Source organism: Streptomyces sp. NBC_00237 (genome assembly GCF_026342435.1).
Taxonomy (GTDB): domain Bacteria; phylum Actinomycetota; class Actinomycetes; order Streptomycetales; family Streptomycetaceae; genus Streptomyces.
In genome coordinates, this window is record NZ_JAPEMT010000001.1 from 1,869,600 (window position 1) to 1,886,313 (window position 16,714).

Genomic DNA, 16,714 nt, shown 5'->3' on the forward strand with positions numbered 1-16,714 from the left:
TCCCCCATCCCTTCTCCCCCCACGAGGTGCCCTTGAACGCGCAGCCAGCGGCCGTGCCCTGGACCCCGACGCTGATCAGACCCGATGGACCCCCGGTCACCGTGGTCCTCGGCACCCGACCCGAGATCATCAAGCTCTCGCAGGTCAGCCGCCTGCTCGGGCGTCGCGGACGGGTCGTCTTCACCGGCCAGCACTACGACCCCTCGCTCACCGACACCTTCTTCACCGGGTTCAAGATGCCCGCCCCGCACGCCACCCTGCGCGGGGTCGGCGGCAGCTCGCAGATCATCCAGATCTCCCGGATGATCACCGACCTGGGCAACCTGTTCGCCGAGGAGCGGCCCAGCGCGGTCGTCGTCCAGGGCGACACCAACACCGTCTCCGCCGCCGCCCAGGCCGCCCACTACTGCGGCATCCCCGTGGTGCACGTCGAGGCGGGCCTGCGGTCGTACGACCGGAACATGCCCGAGGAGATCAACCGCCGGGTCGCGGGCACCGTCACCGACCTGCACTGCGCGCCCACCGCGACCGCGATGAACAACCTGCTGGGCGAGGGCGTCGACCCCTCCCGGATCGAGCTCACCGGCAACACCATCGTCGAGGCGGTGCAGTTGTCGCTGCCGCCCGTCGAGGACTCGCTCCGGTTCCTGGAACACGTGGGGGTGCAGGCCGACTCGTACGCGCTGGCCACCATCCACCGCCCCGAGAACACCGACGACGCCGCCCGGCTGCGCTCGATCCTCACCGAACTGGCCAAGTTCCCGCTGCCGGTGCTGATGCCGCTGCACCCGCGCACCCGCAACGCGGCCCTGCGCGCCGGGCTCGGCGACGCACTCGACCGGCTGCACACCGTGGAACCGGTCGACCACACGCAGTTCCTGTCGCTGGCCAGGGGGGCGCGCCTGCTGGTCTCCGACTCCGGGGGTGTGCAGGAGGAGTGCACGGTGCTCAAGAAGCCGCTCCTGGTCGTGCGCAACTCCACCGAGCGGCCCGAGGCGATCCAGGCGGGCTTCGCCCAACTCGTCCAGCCCGGAAGCCAGTTGGGTAGGGCGGCGGATGCGATGCTCGCCGACGGCGGCCTGCACGCGCGGCTCGCGGTCACCCCGTCCCCGTACGGTGACGGACACGCCAGCGAGCGGATCGTCCAGGCCGTCGCACGGTTGGTGGACAGGGACGGCTAAGTGTCCAAACCCGTCGCCACCCTCGTTCTGGGCCCGGACGCCACCGCGTCACGGACCGCGCGGATTCCGGCCCCGGCCCGGACGCCGGACGCCGCCCGCACGGCCGTCCCGGCCGGGCCGGACCCGCGGGGCGCCCGCGTGCTGCGCGCCGCCGCCCTGCTGACGGCTCCCGTCCTGCTGCTGCTCATGGGCTGGCAGCGGCGCTGGATGTCCGACGACGGGCTCATCGTCGTGCGGACGGTCCGTCAGATCCTGGCCGGGAACGGCCCCGTGTTCAACGCGGGCGAGCGCGTCGAGTCCGTCACCTCGCCCGCCTGGGCCTGGCTGCTGGCGGCCGGGTCCTGGGTGACGGGTCTCGCACCGGAGCACGCGGCACTGCTGGCCGGGCTGCTGCTCGCCCCGCTCGGGCTGCTGCTCGGCTGCCTGGGCACGGCCCGGCTGGTGGGGCTCGGGACGGGCGAGGGGGGTGCGCAGGGCGCGGCGGTGCGGGTGCTGCCCGCCGGGTGCCTGGTGGTGGCGGTGCTGCCGCCGTTCTGGGACTTCACCACCTCCGGTCTGGAGATCCCGCTGGTCATGGCATGGCTGGGGCTGTGTTGGTGGGTGCTGGCGGGTCTGGTCGTACGGCTTCCCGAGCGGGCTCCGCAGGCACGGCTGTGCCTGCTGGCCGCGCTGCTGGGGCTCGGGCCGCTGGTGCGGCCGGAACTGGCCCTGGTGTCCGGCTGTCTGCTGCTGGTGCTGCGGTCGCTGGCCGGGTGCGAGTGGCGGCGGGCGTGGCGTCCCGGGCTGTGCGCGCTGGCCCTCCCGCTGACGTACGAGATCTTCCGCATGGCGTACTACGGGATGCTCGTGCCCAACAGTGCCGTCGCCAAGGAGGGCCTCGCGAGCGAGGTGCTGCGGGGCATCGGGTACGTCGTCGACCTGGAGCGGAGCTACTGGCTCGGCCTCGTCGCGGTGCTGCTCGTGGTCGCCTTCGCGGTCGGCGTGGTGCACCACGAGGGCCGGGGCGGCGGGGGCCGGGAAACGGTGGTGGCAGGGGCGGGGAAGAGTCCCCAGGCACGGGCGCGGCAGTCGCTGCGGCGGACCGCGTTCGGGGCGGGGGTGCTCAGCGCCGGATACGTGGTCGTGGTCGGCGGCGACTTCATGCACGCGCGGCTGCTGCTGCCCGCGCTGTTCCTGCTGGTGCTGCCGGTGACGGTGGTGCCGCTGCCCGCCAGGGCGACCAGGGCGCGCGCCGCGATGCTGGCGACGCTGGCGCTGGTCGGGGTGTGGGCCGTACTGAGCGCCGTCGTCATGCGCCCCTCGTACGGCGCCGGGTACGGGCCCGGCGGCGTCACCGACGAACGCCTGTGGTGGTCGGCGGCCACCGAGACCGACCGCCCGCTGGACGGGGCCCCCTTCACGGCGGCGCTCGCCAAGGCGTCGCCGACGCTCAAGGAGGCCCTGGACCTGCGGGAGAAGGGCATCGGCCCGGCCCGCGCGCTGCTGTTCCGGGGGGACGCGGCCTGGCTGTACGGGCGTACCGAACTGCTTCCGAAGCACGCTACGGGACTCGTGGTCTCCGGCCAGAACGCGGGCAGTCTCGGCGCGCTCGTGCCGCTGGACGGGCACGCGGTGGACACCCTCGGGCTGACCTCGCCGCTCGCCTCGCACCTGGAGATGGGCGAGCGGGGACGGCCGGGGCACGAGAAGTCCCTGTCGGGGGAGTGGCTGATGGCCGACTACGCGGTGCCCGGCTCGTACGCGGAGACCTACCAGGACTCGGTACGGGAGTCGGTGGCGGCGGGGCGGCGGGCGCTGGCCTGCCCGGGGCCGGTGGACCTGCTGGCCGCCGTGCGCGAGCCGCTGACGGCCGGGCGCCTCTGGGCGAACCTGACGGGGGCGTGGGGGCGGACGACGCTGCGGATCCCGGACGACCCGGGGGCGGCGGAGCGGGCGCTGTGCGAGGAGCGCACGACGCAGCGCTGAGGACACCCGGGCGGCACCCGGGCGGCATTCGGGTCGAGGACAACCGGGTGGACGCGCCGGGCGTGCGCTGCGGTGCGGCATGTGCCGAGACTGATCGTGTCGTGGGGCGGAACCGGCGCCCGGAGCGTTCAGCGCTGCGGGGCGATTCACAAGAGGGAAGTGGTGCGAGGTGCTGAAGCGAACGGGAACGGGAACGGGAACGGGAGTACGCGGCGGAGCGCGGGCGGCGGTGCTGGCCGCGGCGGCCGGGCTGGTACTGGCCGGAGCGGCGCTGCCGTCGAGCGCGGCGGAGCGGGTCGCCTTTGGTGACGCGGCGCCGTGGCTGTGCAACCCGGCCGACGAGCGGGACGACGAGGCGTCGGCGCTGGCCTGCCACAAGAAGCGCGCACTGGGCGGGATCTACCGGGCCCGCACGGCCAACTACTTCGTCATGCCGGAGAACAAGGCCGCCGCCGACGCCGCGCTCGCCGAGGCCGAGGCGGCGTACAAGGAGGTCGAGGCGGCCACCACGGCCGTCGCAGCCGCGCAGGCGGCGGCGAAGGTGGCCGACGCGGCCAACCGGGTGGCACAGGTCGCGGTGGCGAAGACCCCCGAGGCCCTCAAGCAGGCGCAGGACGCCTGGGCGCAGGCGTCCCGGTCGGCCGCCGCGGTGCCGACGACCACGCCGCCCGCGCGGGACGTGGACGCGAACAACCAGGCGGACTCGGACGAGGACGCGGCGGTCTTCCTCATGGAGGCGGCGGGCTGGATCCTCGGCTGAGTCGCTGAGTCGCTGAGTCGCTGAGTCTTTGAGCGGCTGGGTCCCTGAGCGGTAGGCAGGGCCGAGACCGTACGTACGGCGGCGGGGCCGCCCGGTGGAATACCGGGCGGCCCCGCCGCCGTCTGCCGCGTCCGGAAGTGCCGTCGTGTCGCGGCCCCGGATGCCGTGCTGACCCCTGCTGCTGTGCTAGCCCCTCATGCCGTGCTAACCCCTGATGCTGTGCTAGCCCCTAATGAACTGCGGCCCCTGCGGCGGCAGCCGGAAGTTCGGGTCCGGGGCGTGGGCCGCGGCTGCCGCGGGCTGGGGGTAGCCGTAGGCCGGTTGGCCGGACGCGGGCTGCGGGTAGCCGTAGGTGGGCTGGGCCTGCGGCGGGGGCGGTACGGCGTGCGGATAGCCGTAGGCGGGCTGCGCGGGAGGCTGGGGGAACGGCTGGGCGGGTGAGGCGGTCGGCGGTACGGCCTGCGTGGCGGGTTCCTGGGCCGGGGCCGGTGCCGGGGGCGCGCTCGCGGGGGAGGCGGGACCGGACGCGGTGGCCGCCGGGGCCTCCGGCGACTCGCTCTCGTCGACCGAGATGCCGAACTGGGTGGCCAGGCCGATCAGCCCGGTCGGGTACCCCTGCCCCACCGCGCGGAACTTCCATCCTTCGCCGCGCCGGTAGACCTCGCCGCAGATGACGGCCGTCTCCTCGCCGGTCTCCGGCTTCACGTCGAAGTGGGCGAGCGGTTCGTCACTGGCGGCGGTCGCGTCGTACAGCAGGATGCGCAGGTCACGGACGTGCGCGAAGGTGGCGCCCTCGAAGGAGTCCAGGTCGAGGGAGGCGGCGATCACCACCCGGTCGACGGAGGCGTCGAGGTGCGAGAGGTCCGCGACGATCGTGTCGGTGAGGCCCTCGGGGATGCGCTTCATGGAGAGCTTGCGCACCAGGCCCGAGGGGTGGCGGACCTGGTTGTAGAAGACGAAGTCCTCGTCGTTGCGCACACGCCCGTCGGACCCCACGAGCAGGGCCGAGGCGTCCACGTCGGGGATGCCGGGCCCCGGGGTCCACCGGAGCACGGCCCTTACGGCCGTGGCGTCGAGGGGTACGTTCGCGCCCTTCATCATGGCGTGCGTCATGCCGGTCATCCTGCCTCCCCGAAGGCCGCGCGGACAACGTGGGGGCCCGTTCCCGTACGGTCGGGGGAGGTGCCGGGACCTGCGGGTTACCTGGAATTCACGTGAGAGGGGAACTCCGGACCCCTGCTCCTACGTACTATTACCGGCCACATGTCCGACGTTCACCATGCCAGCTCGGGGGTACTCAGATGCATCATTTCGGGCATATCCCTGCGGCGGTACGGAAGGGCCTGTTCCACCGGGAGCCCGCCGTCTTCGACGCGGACTCCCCGGCGCCGGTGCTCGCCGCCGCCCTCGGAGCGACCCTCTACAGCCCCGCCACCCGCCCCCGGCTCGCCGACGACATCGTCAAGCAGGCCGGGCGCGGCGTGGTCTCCATGGTGCTCTGCCTGGAGGATTCGATAGCCGACGACGACGTCGAGGCCGCCGAGGAGAACCTCGTCCGCCAGCTCGCGGAACTTGCCGGGCGCGGCGTCGAGACCCCCCTCCTGTTCGTCCGGGTGCGCGAACCGGCGCAGATTCCGGACCTGGCGGAGCGGCTCGGCGACGCGGTGCGACTGCTGTCCGGATTCGTACTCCCGAAGTTCACCGAGGAACGCGGCGTTCCGTTCCTGGAGGCGCTCACGGCCGCCGAGGCGGCGAGCGGGCGCAGGCTCTTCGCGATGCCCGTACTGGAGTCGCCGGAGCTCCTCCACCTGGAGACCCGCACCGAAACCCTCGTCGGGATCGCCCGCACCGTCGACAAGTACCGCGACCGGGTGCTCGCGCTGCGGCTCGGCGTAACCGACTTCTGCTCCGCGTACGGGCTGCGGCGCGCGCCCGACATGACGGCGTACGACGTCCAGATCGTGGCCTCCGTCATCGGCGACGTGGTGAACGCCCTCGGCCGCTCCGACGGCACCGGGTTCACCATCACCGGACCTGTCTGGGAGTACTTCAAGGTCCAGGAGCGCATGTTCAAGCCGCAGCTGCGCCGCAGCCCCTTCCTGGAGGGGCGGGCGGAGGATCTGCGCACCGCGCTCATCGCGCACGACCTCGACGGACTGCTCCGCGAGATCGGCCTCGACCGGGCCAACGGTCTCCAGGGCAAGACCTGCATCCACCCCTCGCACGTCCTGCCCGTGCACGCGCTCTCCGTGGTCAGCCACGAGGAGTACGGCGACGCCCGGGACATCCTGCGACCGGAGCGGGACGGCGGCGGAGTCATGCGTTCCGCCTACACGAACAAGATGAACGAGGTGAAGCCGCACCGCGCCTGGGCGGAGCGGACGCTGCTGCGGGCCGAGGTGTTCGGGGTGGCGGGGGAGGACGTCGGCTTCGTGGAGCTGCTGGCGGCGGGACTCGCGGGGCTCGCGGGGCATCAGGTCTGAAGCGTGACGACAAGCGTGCCGACCAGCATGACGACGAGTGTGACGACGAGTGCGAAGACCAGCGTGACGATCGGAAGAGAGAGCAACAGCGTGGTATGGACGGGTAGTTGGGTCGCGGAGCGACTGGATGTGGAGCTGGTCCAGGGGGGCGCCCCCGGGCCCGAGTCGCTGCACGACCTGCTCGGCCTCGCCCTGCGGCGCAACCCCAAGCGCGCCCACCTCCTCGTCTCCAACGTCCTCGGCAAGCACGTCCCGCAGAAACCCTCCCTCGTGTACGGGGCCGGGTTCGCGCTGGGCCGGGAGGTGCGCGCCCTCCTCGGCGACCGGGAGGCGTCCCGCGCCGTCGTCCTCGGCTATGCGGAGACCGCCACCGGTCTCGGGCACTGCGTCGCCGACGGCCTGGCCCTCGCCCCGTACCTCCACTCGACCCGGCGGCCGGTCGCGGGGGTGGCCACGGCGGGCGGTTTCGAGGAGGCGCACTCCCACGCCACCTCGCACCTGCTCCTGCCGTCGGACCCGGGGCTGCTCGCCGGTGACGGACCGCTGGTCCTGGTCGACGACGAGTTCTCCACCGGCAACACGGTCCTCAACACCATCCGCGACCTGCACGCCCGCCACCCCCGCGAGCGGTACGTGGTCGTCGCCCTGGTCGACATGCGCACCCCCGAGGACCGGGCACGCCTGGAGTCGTTCGCGGCGGAGATCGGGGCCCGGGTCGACCTGATCGCACGGGCCTCGGGCACGGTGCGCCTGCCGGACGGGGTGCTGGAGAAGGGGCGGCTGCTGGTCGAGCAGGAGGAGTCGCGAGGCACGCGGATGCCGGAGCAGCAGCGTACGTCTGCCGCTTCCGCCTCGTCCGCCGCCTCCGCCCTCCGCGTGGATCTCCGCTGGCCCCTGGCCGTGCCCGACGGAGGGCGGCACGGCTTCACGGCAGGGCACCGGGCCGAACTCGAAGCCTCGGTGCCCGCCATGGGTGCGCGGGTCGTCGAAGCGCTCGGCGCCGAGCCCGGCCGCGTGCTCGTCCTCGGCTTCGAGGAGCTGATGTACGCGCCGCTGCGGATCGGGCTCGCCCTGGAGGAGTCCGGCCTCGACGTCCGGTACTCCACCACCACCCGCTCCCCGGTCCTCGCGGTCGACGACCCCGGATACGCGATACGCACCCGCCTCGCCTTCCCCGCCCACGACGACCCGGCCGACGGCCCCGGCGAGCGCTACGCCTACAACGTGGCGGGCGCCGCCTTCGACACCGTGCTCGTCGTGGTCGACTCGGTCGCCGACACCGCTCAACTCCACGCCCCTGACGGGCTGTTGTCCCGGCTCGCCCCGCACGCCGGGCGCGTCGCGCTGGCCGTCGTACCGTCGTACGTTCCGTCGTGCGTCCCGCACCCCCGCGCCCAGGAGAACTCCGTGCTGCCCGAACCGCTCCGTGGCCCCGCCTTCTCCTCCTACGCGCCCGACGAGGTCGGCTGGCTCCTCCAGGACCTCTCCGACGTCACTCTGGAGGCCCCCACCGAGGAGCGCGAGGAGGCGATCCAGGCGGGCGGCGCGCACTACGCGGAGTCGCTGCCGGTCGAGTACCAGCCCACCGCCGAGTACCAGGAACTCTTCCGCGCGGCCCTCGACGAGTCGGCGGCCCGCATCGCGCGGGCGGTCGGCGTCGTCACCGAGACCGTCCTCGCCGAACTCCCCCAGCGCCGAAAGCGCCGGGGGGACCCCCCTCCGCGCCCGGTACTGGTCTCGCTGGCCCGTGCGGGCACGCCCGTCGGCGTACTGATGCGACGCTGGGCGCAGTACCGGCACGGTCTGGACCTGCCGCACTACGCCGTGTCCATCGTGCGGGGGCGGGGCATCGACGCCAACGCCCTGCGCTGGCTGGCCGCGCACCACGACCCGGCGGACGTCGTCTTCGTCGACGGCTGGACCGGCAAGGGGGCCATCACACGCGAACTCGCCTCGGCGATAGAGGAGTTCCACGCCGAGGAGGGCGCGCGCGACACTCTCAGCGGCTTCGACCCGGAGATCGCGGTACTCGCCGACCCCGGCTCCTGCGTGCGCACGTACGGCACCCGCGAGGACTTCCTCATTCCCTCCGCGTGCCTCAACTCCACGGTGTCCGGGCTCATTTCACGCACCGTGCTGCGCGCCGACCTGGTCGGGCCCGGCGACTTCCACGGCGGCAAGTTCTACCGCGAACTCGCGGACTCCGACGTCTCGAACGACTTCCTCGACGCGATCGCCGCCCGGTTCGGCGACGTCGCCCAGGACGTGGTCGCGGAGGCCAAGGCCCTCCAGGGCAAGGACCGCACCCCCACCTGGGAGGGCTGGGCCGCCGTGACGCGGATCAGCGAGGAGTACGGCATCCACGACGTCAACCTCGTCAAGCCGGGCGTCGGCGAGACGACGCGGGTGCTGCTGCGCCGCGTCCCCTGGAAGATCCTGGCCAAGCGCGGGGCCGACGCGGACCTGAAGCACATACGCCTGCTCGCGGAGCAGCGCGGCGTGCCCGTGGAGGAGGTCGAGGACCTCCCGTACACCTGCATGGGCCTGATCCACCCCCGCTACACGCGGGGCGCGACGGGTGCGGACGGCAAGGCGGTGGAGGTCAAGTGATCACCCAAGTGGGCGTTACCGCACCGGTGTTGGTCGCCAGCGACCTCGACCGCACCCTCATCTACTCCGCCGCCGCGCTCGGCCTGCGGATGCCGGACGCCCAGGCGCCGCGCCTGCTGTGCGTCGAGGTGTACCAGGGCAAGCCGCTCTCGTACGTCACCGAGCGGGCGGCCGGACTGCTGCCCGAGCTGGCCGCCGCCGCGCTCTTCGTGCCGACCACGACCCGGACCCGCGAGCAGTACCACCGCATCCGACTGCCGGTCCCCGTACCGAGGTTCGCGATCTGCGCCAACGGCGGACACCTCCTCGTGGACGGCGTCTCCGACCCCGACTGGCAACGGCAGGTGGCCGCCGGGATCGCCGACGCGTGCGCTCCGCTCGCCGAGGTCCGCGACCGTCTGGCCCGTACGGCGGACCCTGTCTGGCTGCTCAAGGACAGGGTTGCCGAGGACCTCTTCGCGTACCTCGTGGTGGAACGCGCCCTGCTCCCGGACGGCTGGGTGAAGGAACTCGCCGGGTGGGCGGGCGAGCGCGGCTGGACGGTCTCCCTCCAGGGCCGCAAGCTCTACGTCGTCCCCGCCCCGCTCACCAAGAGCGCCGCGGTCCGCGAGGTGGCCCGCCGCACGGGTGCCCGCCTCACCCTCGCCGCCGGGGACTCCCTCCTCGACGCCGACCTGCTCCTCGCGGCGGACCGGGGCTGGCGCCCCGGCCACGGGGAGCTGGCCGACGAGGGCTGGACTGCCGCGCGGGTCACGGCACTTGAGGAGACGGGGGTGGCGGCGGGCGAGGAGATCCTGCGGCGCTTCATCGCCGCGTCGGCGTCCGGCGGTGCCCCCGCTGCGGCTCCTGGGCCTGCTTCCGCCGCTTCCTGACCCGTACCACCACGAAGGCGAGGACCGCGGCGGCGGCCACGCCCAGGACCACCTTGGAGTACACGGAGACGTAGCCCGCGACCTGCTCCCAGTTGTCGCCGAGCAGGTATCCGGTCATCACGAACAGGGTGTTCCAGATCGCGCTGCCGAGGGTGGTGAGCCCGAGGAAGACGGGCAGCGGCATGCGCTCCACACCGGCCGGGACGGAGATGAGGCTGCGGAAGACGGGGATCATCCGTCCGAACAGCACCGCCTTCGTCCCATGCCGGGCGAACCACGCCTCGGTCTTCTCGATGTCCGACACCTTCAGCAGCGGCACCCTGGCCGCCAGCGCGACGGTACGGTCGCGGCCCAGCAGCGCCCCGACCCCGTACAGCGCGAGCGCTCCGACGACCGACCCGACCGTGGTCCACAGCAGGACCGCCCACAGGCTCATCCGCCCGGCCCCCGCCGCGAACCCGGCCAGCGGGAGGATCACCTCGCTGGGGAGGGGCGGGAAGAGGTTCTCCAGGGCGATGGCGAGGCCCGCTCCGGGGGCGCCCATGGCCTCCATGAGACCGGTGATCCAGGAGGGGGCGGGGGGTGCTGCGCTGCTTGCGACCATGGCGTCCACGGTAGATCGGCTGCCCTGAAGGCAGACTGAAATGCGATCCCGTACGCCGATGTGTGAGGAGAGGCCGATGACCAAGGGCAACACGACGAAGATCACGGACGAGTTGTACGCCTATGTCCTGGCGCACAATCCGCCGCTGGACGCGGTGCAGAGCGAGCTGGTCGACACGACGTGGGAGCGCTTCCCGGACTCGGCGATGATGCAGTCGGCCCGGGAACAGGCCCCCCTGCTGGCGTTCCTGGTGCGGCTGACGGGGGCGCGGCACGTGGTGGAGGTCGGTACGTTCACCGGCTTCTCGGCGCTGGCGATGGCGCAGGCGCTACCGGAGGGCGGACGCCTGATCACGTGCGACGTCTCCGAGGAGTGGACGGCGTACGGGCGTGAGGCGTGGGAGAAGGCGGGGGTGGCCGACCGGGTCGAGCTGAGGCTCGGGGCGGCACTCGACACGCTGCGGGCGATGCCGGACGAGCCGCACATCGACATGGCGTACCTGGACGCGGACAAGCCTCAATACGTCGCGTACTGGGAGGAGTTGGTGCCTCGGATGCGGGCGGGAGGGCTGATCGTGGTCGACAACGTGCTGTTCCACGGCGGGGTGGTGGACCCGTTGGCGACCGGGAACGCGGTGGCGATCCGGGAGTTCAACGAACGGGTGGCGGAGGACGGGCGGATGGAGAGCGTGATGCTCGGGATCGCGGACGGGGTGACGCTCTCCCGCAAACGGTGAAGCCGGGCCTGTGGGGGCGGGGCTAGCCGCAGCAGCCGCCTCCGCAGCAGCCGCCGCCCCCTCCGCCGCCCGAGGTGGCGGAGGGGGCGGCGGTGCCGCCGACGGCGACGGCGGAGAGGAGCTTGACCGTGTCGGTGTGGCCCTGGGGGCAGGGGGCTGAGGCGGCCGACTCGGCCATGGGGCGGGTGAGTTCGAAGGTGGTGGAGCAGGGGCGGCAGCGGTATTCGTAGCGGGGCATGGGGACAGGGTAGTGGGGCGGGGATGCCGGTCAGACAGCCCCCGCGCCCCGTTCCTCGCGGATGGTGGAGACGACCCTGCCGACGGTGGAACGCACCGCCTCCGTCTCCGTCAGGAAGTGCCAGTAGTCCGGGTGACGCCCCTCCAGGGCCGCGATCGCCCGGTCGAGACGGCCGACCGCGTCGTCCAGGGGCCGGGCATGACGCGGGTCGGGAGTGTTGCGCCCCGCCATGGCGAGCCGCTGCGCGTCCCGGATCGCGAAGCGGGTCCGCTGGATCTCCACCTGGGGGTCCTTCGACACCGCGTTGAGGCGCCGCAGCCGGTCCCCGGCCGCCGACACCGCCTCGTCCGTGTCGTTCAGGAGCGCCCGCACCGTGCTGAGGAGCGAGGTGGCGTCCGGCCAGCGCTGCTCCTCGCGCGCCTTCCCGGCCTCCTTCAACCGCTGCTCCGCGAGCCGTACGCTCTCCCCCGCCTGTGCCGGAACCTGCTGGAGGTCCTGCCAGCACGCCGCCGCGAATCTGCGCCGCAGCTCGCTCAGCACCGGGTCGACCTTGCCCGCCCGCGTCGTCAGCGCCTGCGCGCGGGTCCGCAGGGACACCAGCCTGCGGTCGATCTCCGCCGCACGCTGCGGAAGCCCGGCCGCCTCGACCCGTACCGCCTCGGCGTCCCGCTGCACCTTCTCGGCGCGTGCGAGGGTCTCCGGTACGCCGTGCTGCCCGGCCCCCTGGTTGAGCCGGGTCAGCTCGGGAGCCAGCGCGGCGAGCCGCGCCGCGAGGTCGTCGGCGCGCAGGCCCGCCGCCCGTACCTCGTCCAGCGCGTTGCTCGCGCCGAGCAGTGCCTGCCGGGCCCGCTCCACCGCGGGGGCGAGCCGGGCCAGCTGGGTCTCGGCCTTGTCGAGCAGCGGGGTCAGGCTCTGCGAGAAGCGGTCGAGCTCGCCCTTGACCCGTACGAGATCGTCCTTGGCCCGGCCCAGCTCGGCCCGCGCCTCGGCGGCGTCGCCCGCGTCGAGGTCGTCGCGCTCCAGGTCGTGGGCGTCGACGGCGGTGATGTAGGTGTGGCTGACCTCGTCGATGCGGTGCCCGAGCGAGGCGAACTGCTCGGCGGTGCGCCGGGCCCCCGGCGAACTGTCCACGGCGGTGATGGTCTCGATGGAGATCCGCAGGTCGCGCTGGGCGGTGTCCAGTTCGTAGAAGGCCGCCGCGGCGGCGTCCTTGGCGGCCAGCGCGTCGGCCCGCGCGCTCTCGCTGCGCCCGCCGAACCAGCGGCGGGTGCCGCCCCCGGCGAAGGAGGCGGCGGCGAGCGGCAGGAGTAGGGCGGGCAGCAGCATCAGCGCCACCGCGTCCCGCACCACCGCGTCCCGCACCACCGGGGCCCCTCGACCGGGGCCCGGGGCCCTCCCGGATGCGGAAGCGTCATCCGGACGGGGCCGTGCCCGACGGCGTACTCGCTGCGTGGTCGGCTGCGCGTCTGTCGCCGTCACATCCCTCTCCCGTGCCGTGTCCGCCTGCCTGGTTCATTGTCCCACCAGGTAATGACGAACACACGGGCCGGTTAGTTCGCGCTTTGGAGCGTGATTTCGCCGTTGTCGCTGCGCGCCTTCACGACGTGGCTGCTGCTGTCGGCCTTCGGGACGTCCACCCGGACCTTGCCGTTGTTGCTCTTGGCGTCCACCTGGTAGGTGGACTCGGGCAGGGTGAGCCGGATCGCGCCGTTGGAGCTGTCGCCGTCGAACCGGTCGGGGACCCCGGTGAAGGCGATCTTGATCTCGCCGTTGTCGGACTTGACGTTCACGGTTTTGCCCGAGATGCCCTCGCCCTCGATCTTCCCGTTGTCGCTCTCCAGATCCAGCTTTCCGCTCATGTTCTTGAGGACGACCGCGCCGTTGTCGGACTTCACCTTCAGGTCGGTGGTGAAACCGGACGCCCGCACATGGCCGTTGTCGTTCTCCACGTTCACGGCGGTGCCGCGCGGGACCTTCACGGAGTGGCGGGCCTCGCACTCGACGCTGATGCCGGAGCAGTTGATCTTCAGGTTGAGGGTGTCGCCGTTCAGCCCCCACACGGGGTCGGGGCCGCTGCCGAACACCGCCCAGCCGTCGACCTGCCGCTCGACCTCGATCTCCTTGACGTCGGCGGGCACCAGGGTGAGTTCGGAGTCGTCCGCGGAGATGGTGAGCGTCTTCCCGCTGAACGCGAACGACTTCTTCTCCACGGGCGCTTCCGAGGCGTCCGCGCCGCCCCCGCACCCGGTGGCGGCGAGCGCGACGAGAACGGCCCCGCCGAGGGCGAGAAGTGTGCGGGTCTTGGCTGCCATGATGCGGTCCCCCTGCTGCGTACGGTCGGTGTGCCTCCACGATAGGAAAGCGGATCCGCCCCGCACGATCCGGCCGCCCACCGGATCCGGGGTGGGGGTAACCCCCCCCGCCCGGGGCCGTGACCAGTGCGTGGACCGGATCCGGACCCTCTCTGGTTTGCGGAGCAGCCCCCCGGGCCATGTACGCTGTTGCCTCATGCCCGGGCGCGTAGCTCAGGGGTAGAGCGCCGCCCTTACAAGGCGGATGTCGGCGGTTCGAAACCGTCCGCGCCCACCAGTTCCAGGACATGAAGAGGCCCAGGCCGCCCGGCGAGAATCCGGGGGCCCGGGCCTCGTCCTTTTCCCCCGGGATCTTCGCCCTTCCCGGGTTCTTCCCTCCGCCCGGGACCTGCCCGGGACCTGGCCGGTCAGGGGGCGGGTGCGGGGCCGTTGTCAGTGGGGGTGGCTACCGTGGTTCGCATGTGCCGAAGCATCAAGACGTTGCGTCCGCCCGTCATCCCCGAAGAGGCCACGCACGAGGAGATCACCGCCGCCGCACTCCAGTACGTGCGGAAGATCTCCGGGTTCCGTGCGCCCGCCGCGCACAACAAGGAAGTGTTCGATCAGGCCGTCGAGGAGGTCGCCGCCGCCACGGCGGCGTTGCTGGCCGGGCTGGAGGTGCGGGGACGGCGGACCACGTAGGCGGCGAGAGTGCCCGCGAGGGCGAGGGCCAGGACGGAGATGCCCGTGCTCAGCCAGCTCCCGCCCAGCCACTGGCCGCCGAAGTACCCCAGCGTCACGCTGTAGAGCGCCCAGGTCACGCCCGCCAGCGCCGACCACGGGACGAACTCCTTCGCCCTGCGGTGCGCCGCGCCCGCGCCCAGGGACACCACCGAGCGCCCGGCGGGGGCGAACCGGGCCACGACGACGAGGATGCCGCCGCCCCGGCTGAGCGCGTTGCCGAGACGTTCCTGCGCGGCGCTCAGGCGGCGCGAGCGGGAGATCGCCCGGTCCAGGCGCTCACCGCCGCGCCAGGCCAGCCGGTAGGCGGCGAAGTCGCCCAGCAGGGACGCCGTCGCCGCGCACGCGGCGAGCAGGAGCAGCTCCGGGACGTCCTGCGCGAAGGTGTCGGGGACGTTGGTGGTGGCGTTGGTGGCGCCCGCCGCGGCCGCGGTGGCCGCTGTGATCAGCAGGACGCCGCTCGGCATGATCGGGACGAAGACGTCGAGGATGATCGAGACGGCGATCACCAGGTATATCCATGGACCAGCTATCCACGGACCCGAGGTCAGCGACCCCAGACTCTCCAGCACTGCGAACTCCCCGGCCAGTAACCACCACGCCGCGACGTCGCATGGGGAGCGGCAGGGGCGGCTTAACAGCGTTCCACCTTACGCCTGGTGGGGGCGGAGGTTGCGCCTGATACGGGTGGTGTTGGGCAGATCACGTCGACCGGCGTGGGGGCACATGTGAGCGCTGCTTCGTTCACCCGATCGCCGCACTCCGTGCGACGCGCCGAGGGGGTGCGCGGAGGGTGGTGGCGGGGGCGGGCGCAGCGAAGAAGAGGGGGCCTACCGAAGGAGTCAGCATGGCGGGCACGGCAGGTGCGAAGGGTCCTCATCAGGCGCGGAAGCGTGTCGTACGGGTCGTCGGCGGGGCCGCTGCCCTTCTCCTCGCGGGGTCGGTCGGTTCGGCCTCGGCCGCGTACGCCGAGGACGGCGGTACCGGCCGGGGCGGCGAGGGGCGGGGCCTGACCGTCGACGGACGCTTCGCCCCCGCCTCCGCCTTCGTGCCGCCCCGAGCCGTGTCGTACGACCCGGCGCTCGTGCCCGCCGGGGGCTGGATACGCATCGAGCACAAGACCGACGGCGAGGGCACCACGGTCACCGTGAGGGTGAAGGGGCTCAAGCCGGGCCACGCGTTCGGCATGCACGTCCACGAGAAGGCGTGCGGCGTCGACCCCAAGGCCGCCGGGCTGCACTACCAGCACGTCAAGGACCCGAAGCTGGTCGACCCGGACAACGAGGTGTGGCTCGACTTCACCACCGACGCGGCGGGCGGCGCGGAGACGAGCGCGCACCACACCTGGGGCCTGCCCCAGGGCGTCGCGAACTCCGTGGTCCTGCACCGCGAGCAGGGTGGCGCGGGCGAGCGCGTCGGCTGCTTCACGGTGCCGTTCGGGGACTTCACGACCGGAGTGAAGTGACGTTGCGTCACGCGTGAGCGGCACTGCCGCACGCCCGAGGTGACGCCACGTCATGTGGGGTACCGCGCAAGGGGCGTGGGGACCGTCGAGCGGATCGGTCCCCACGCCCCTGCGCGGCACTCGGGCCCCTCAGGCGGTGGCCGTCACCCGCTCCTCGCGCGCCGCAGCCGTGCTCGCGCCGCCGCGCCGGGCGGCCAGCAGCCCGTCCACGGCCAGTGCGCCGGGTCCGGTGAAGACCAGCAGCAGGAGCGTCCAGCAGAAGAGGACCGACAGCTCGCCGCCGTTCTGCATCGGCCACAGCGCCTCCGGCTGGTGGACGACGAAGTACGCGTACGCCATCGAGCCCGAGCCGATCAGCGCGGCCGTCCTGGTGAACAGGCCGAGCGCGAGCAGTGACCCGCCGACCAGCTGGATCACCGCCGCGTACCAGCTCGGCCAGGCGCCCACGGCGGCGGTCGCCCCGCTGCCGCCCGCGCCGCCGAGGACGCCGAAGAGCGTGGCGGCACCGTGGCAGGCGAAGAGCAGGCCGGTGACGAAGCGGAACGCGGCGAGCGCGTACGGCCGGTAACCCGCGAGGCGGGCGCCGATCGCGGAGGACGGGGAGGGCGCGGAGGTTGCGCTCATGAGGGGGGACTCCTTCGGTGGCGGCCTGGAGGGAGGCCGGGCGGGGACGCAGCCCGAAGAGACCTGCGATGCCCAGGAGGTTAGGTAAGCCTCACTGTGCTTGCAAGTTCAACATTCTACTTGTGACCGGAATTGGCCCCCAAG

At 72.8% G+C, this 16,714-nt stretch carries 16 protein-coding genes and 1 tRNA gene; 10 read left to right on the top strand and 7 right to left on the bottom strand.

The features are described from left to right. Nucleotides 1-32: 32 nt before the first annotated feature. From wecB to OG897_RS08255, 3 genes are all read left to right on the top strand, one after another. Entirely contained in the window at nucleotides 33-1,181 is a 1,149-nt protein-coding gene (gene wecB / locus OG897_RS08245) for a non-hydrolyzing UDP-N-acetylglucosamine 2-epimerase (protein ID WP_266654318.1), read from the top strand. Further along, nucleotides 1,182-3,146, top strand: a complete 1,965-nt coding sequence (locus tag OG897_RS08250; protein WP_266654320.1) for a hypothetical protein — start codon at nucleotides 1,182-1,184, stop codon at nucleotides 3,144-3,146. Between the two features lie 169 nt (nucleotides 3,147-3,315). Further along, nucleotides 3,316-3,906: a hypothetical protein gene (locus OG897_RS08255; RefSeq protein WP_266654322.1), complete on the top strand. Its 591-nt coding sequence runs from the start codon at nucleotides 3,316-3,318 to the stop codon at nucleotides 3,904-3,906. Between the two features lie 222 nt (nucleotides 3,907-4,128). Here OG897_RS08255 and OG897_RS08260 read toward each other — a convergent pair whose 3' ends face one another. Beyond that, complete coding sequence (locus OG897_RS08260) at nucleotides 4,129-5,019, bottom strand: TerD family protein (RefSeq protein ID WP_266654324.1); 891 nt, start codon at nucleotides 5,017-5,019, stop codon at nucleotides 4,129-4,131. 188 nt (nucleotides 5,020-5,207) lie between these two features. On the opposite strand from OG897_RS08260, the gene OG897_RS08265 reads away from it, so the two are divergent. The 3 genes from OG897_RS08265 to OG897_RS08275 all read left to right on the top strand — a co-directional run bounded on the left by OG897_RS08265 (nucleotide 5,208) and on the right by OG897_RS08275 (nucleotide 9,871). Further along, a complete protein-coding gene (locus tag OG897_RS08265) occupies nucleotides 5,208-6,389 on the top strand; it encodes an HpcH/HpaI aldolase/citrate lyase family protein (RefSeq protein ID WP_266654326.1) in 1,182 nt (393 codons plus the stop codon). A 90-nt stretch (nucleotides 6,390-6,479) separates the two neighbouring features. Next, nucleotides 6,480-8,999: a phosphoribosyltransferase gene (locus OG897_RS08270; RefSeq protein WP_266654328.1), complete on the top strand. Its 2,520-nt coding sequence runs from the start codon at nucleotides 6,480-6,482 to the stop codon at nucleotides 8,997-8,999. Next, nucleotides 8,996-9,871 carry an HAD family hydrolase gene (locus OG897_RS08275; protein WP_266654330.1) on the top strand — a complete coding sequence of 292 codons (876 nt, stop codon included), beginning with the start codon at nucleotides 8,996-8,998 and terminating at the stop codon, nucleotides 9,869-9,871. The genes OG897_RS08270 and OG897_RS08275 overlap by 4 nt, the downstream gene beginning before the upstream one ends. Here OG897_RS08275 and OG897_RS08280 read toward each other — a convergent pair. Continuing rightward, on the bottom strand, nucleotides 9,804-10,475 hold the full coding sequence (locus tag OG897_RS08280; protein WP_266654332.1) for a DedA family protein: 672 nt from the start codon (nucleotides 10,473-10,475) through the stop codon (nucleotides 9,804-9,806). The genes OG897_RS08275 and OG897_RS08280 overlap by 68 nt on opposite strands. 76 nt (nucleotides 10,476-10,551) lie before the next feature. Between OG897_RS08280 and OG897_RS08285 the strand changes: the two genes are divergently transcribed. Further along, nucleotides 10,552-11,211: an O-methyltransferase gene (locus OG897_RS08285; protein ID WP_266654334.1), complete on the top strand. Its 660-nt coding sequence runs from the start codon at nucleotides 10,552-10,554 to the stop codon at nucleotides 11,209-11,211. A 22-nt stretch (nucleotides 11,212-11,233) separates the two neighbouring features. Here the strand turns inward: OG897_RS08285 and OG897_RS08290 are convergent, their stop codons facing one another. The 3 genes from OG897_RS08290 to OG897_RS08300 form a co-directional block, all read right to left on the bottom strand. Next, nucleotides 11,234-11,449: a zinc ribbon domain-containing protein gene (locus OG897_RS08290; RefSeq protein WP_266654336.1), complete on the bottom strand. Its 216-nt coding sequence runs from the start codon at nucleotides 11,447-11,449 to the stop codon at nucleotides 11,234-11,236. Nucleotides 11,450-11,479: 30 nt separating this feature from the next. Further along, nucleotides 11,480-12,775, bottom strand: coding sequence for a hypothetical protein (locus OG897_RS08295; protein WP_266656671.1), 1,296 nt, complete (start codon nucleotides 12,773-12,775; stop codon nucleotides 11,480-11,482). Nucleotides 12,776-12,999: 224 nt separating this feature from the next. Then, nucleotides 13,000-13,761, bottom strand: a complete 762-nt coding sequence (locus OG897_RS08300) for a DUF4097 family beta strand repeat-containing protein (RefSeq protein ID WP_266654338.1) — start codon at nucleotides 13,759-13,761, stop codon at nucleotides 13,000-13,002. Nucleotides 13,762-13,963: 202 nt separating this feature from the next. Between OG897_RS08300 and OG897_RS08305 the strand changes: the two genes are divergently transcribed. Both OG897_RS08305 and OG897_RS08310 read left to right on the top strand, forming a co-directional pair. Beyond that, nucleotides 13,964-14,038 (top strand) — tRNA-Val (locus OG897_RS08305). A 182-nt stretch (nucleotides 14,039-14,220) separates the two neighbouring features. Beyond that, nucleotides 14,221-14,442 (top strand): DUF2277 family protein, encoded by a 222-nt coding sequence (locus OG897_RS08310; RefSeq protein ID WP_266654340.1) that lies wholly within the window; start codon nucleotides 14,221-14,223, stop codon nucleotides 14,440-14,442. Here OG897_RS08310 and OG897_RS08315 read toward each other — a convergent pair. Next, nucleotides 14,364-15,053: a DedA family protein gene (locus tag OG897_RS08315; RefSeq protein ID WP_266654342.1), complete on the bottom strand. Its 690-nt coding sequence runs from the start codon at nucleotides 15,051-15,053 to the stop codon at nucleotides 14,364-14,366. The genes OG897_RS08310 and OG897_RS08315 overlap by 79 nt on opposite strands. 275 nt (nucleotides 15,054-15,328) lie before the next feature. On the opposite strand from OG897_RS08315, the gene OG897_RS08320 reads away from it, so the two are divergent. Beyond that, complete coding sequence (locus OG897_RS08320; RefSeq protein ID WP_266654344.1) at nucleotides 15,329-15,946, top strand: superoxide dismutase family protein; 618 nt, start codon at nucleotides 15,329-15,331, stop codon at nucleotides 15,944-15,946. 129 nt (nucleotides 15,947-16,075) lie between these two features. On the opposite strand, the gene OG897_RS08325 is transcribed toward OG897_RS08320, so the two are convergent. Then, a complete protein-coding gene (locus OG897_RS08325) occupies nucleotides 16,076-16,570 on the bottom strand; it encodes a DoxX family protein (RefSeq protein WP_266654346.1) in 495 nt (164 codons plus the stop codon). Nucleotides 16,571-16,714 lie beyond the last annotated feature (144 nt).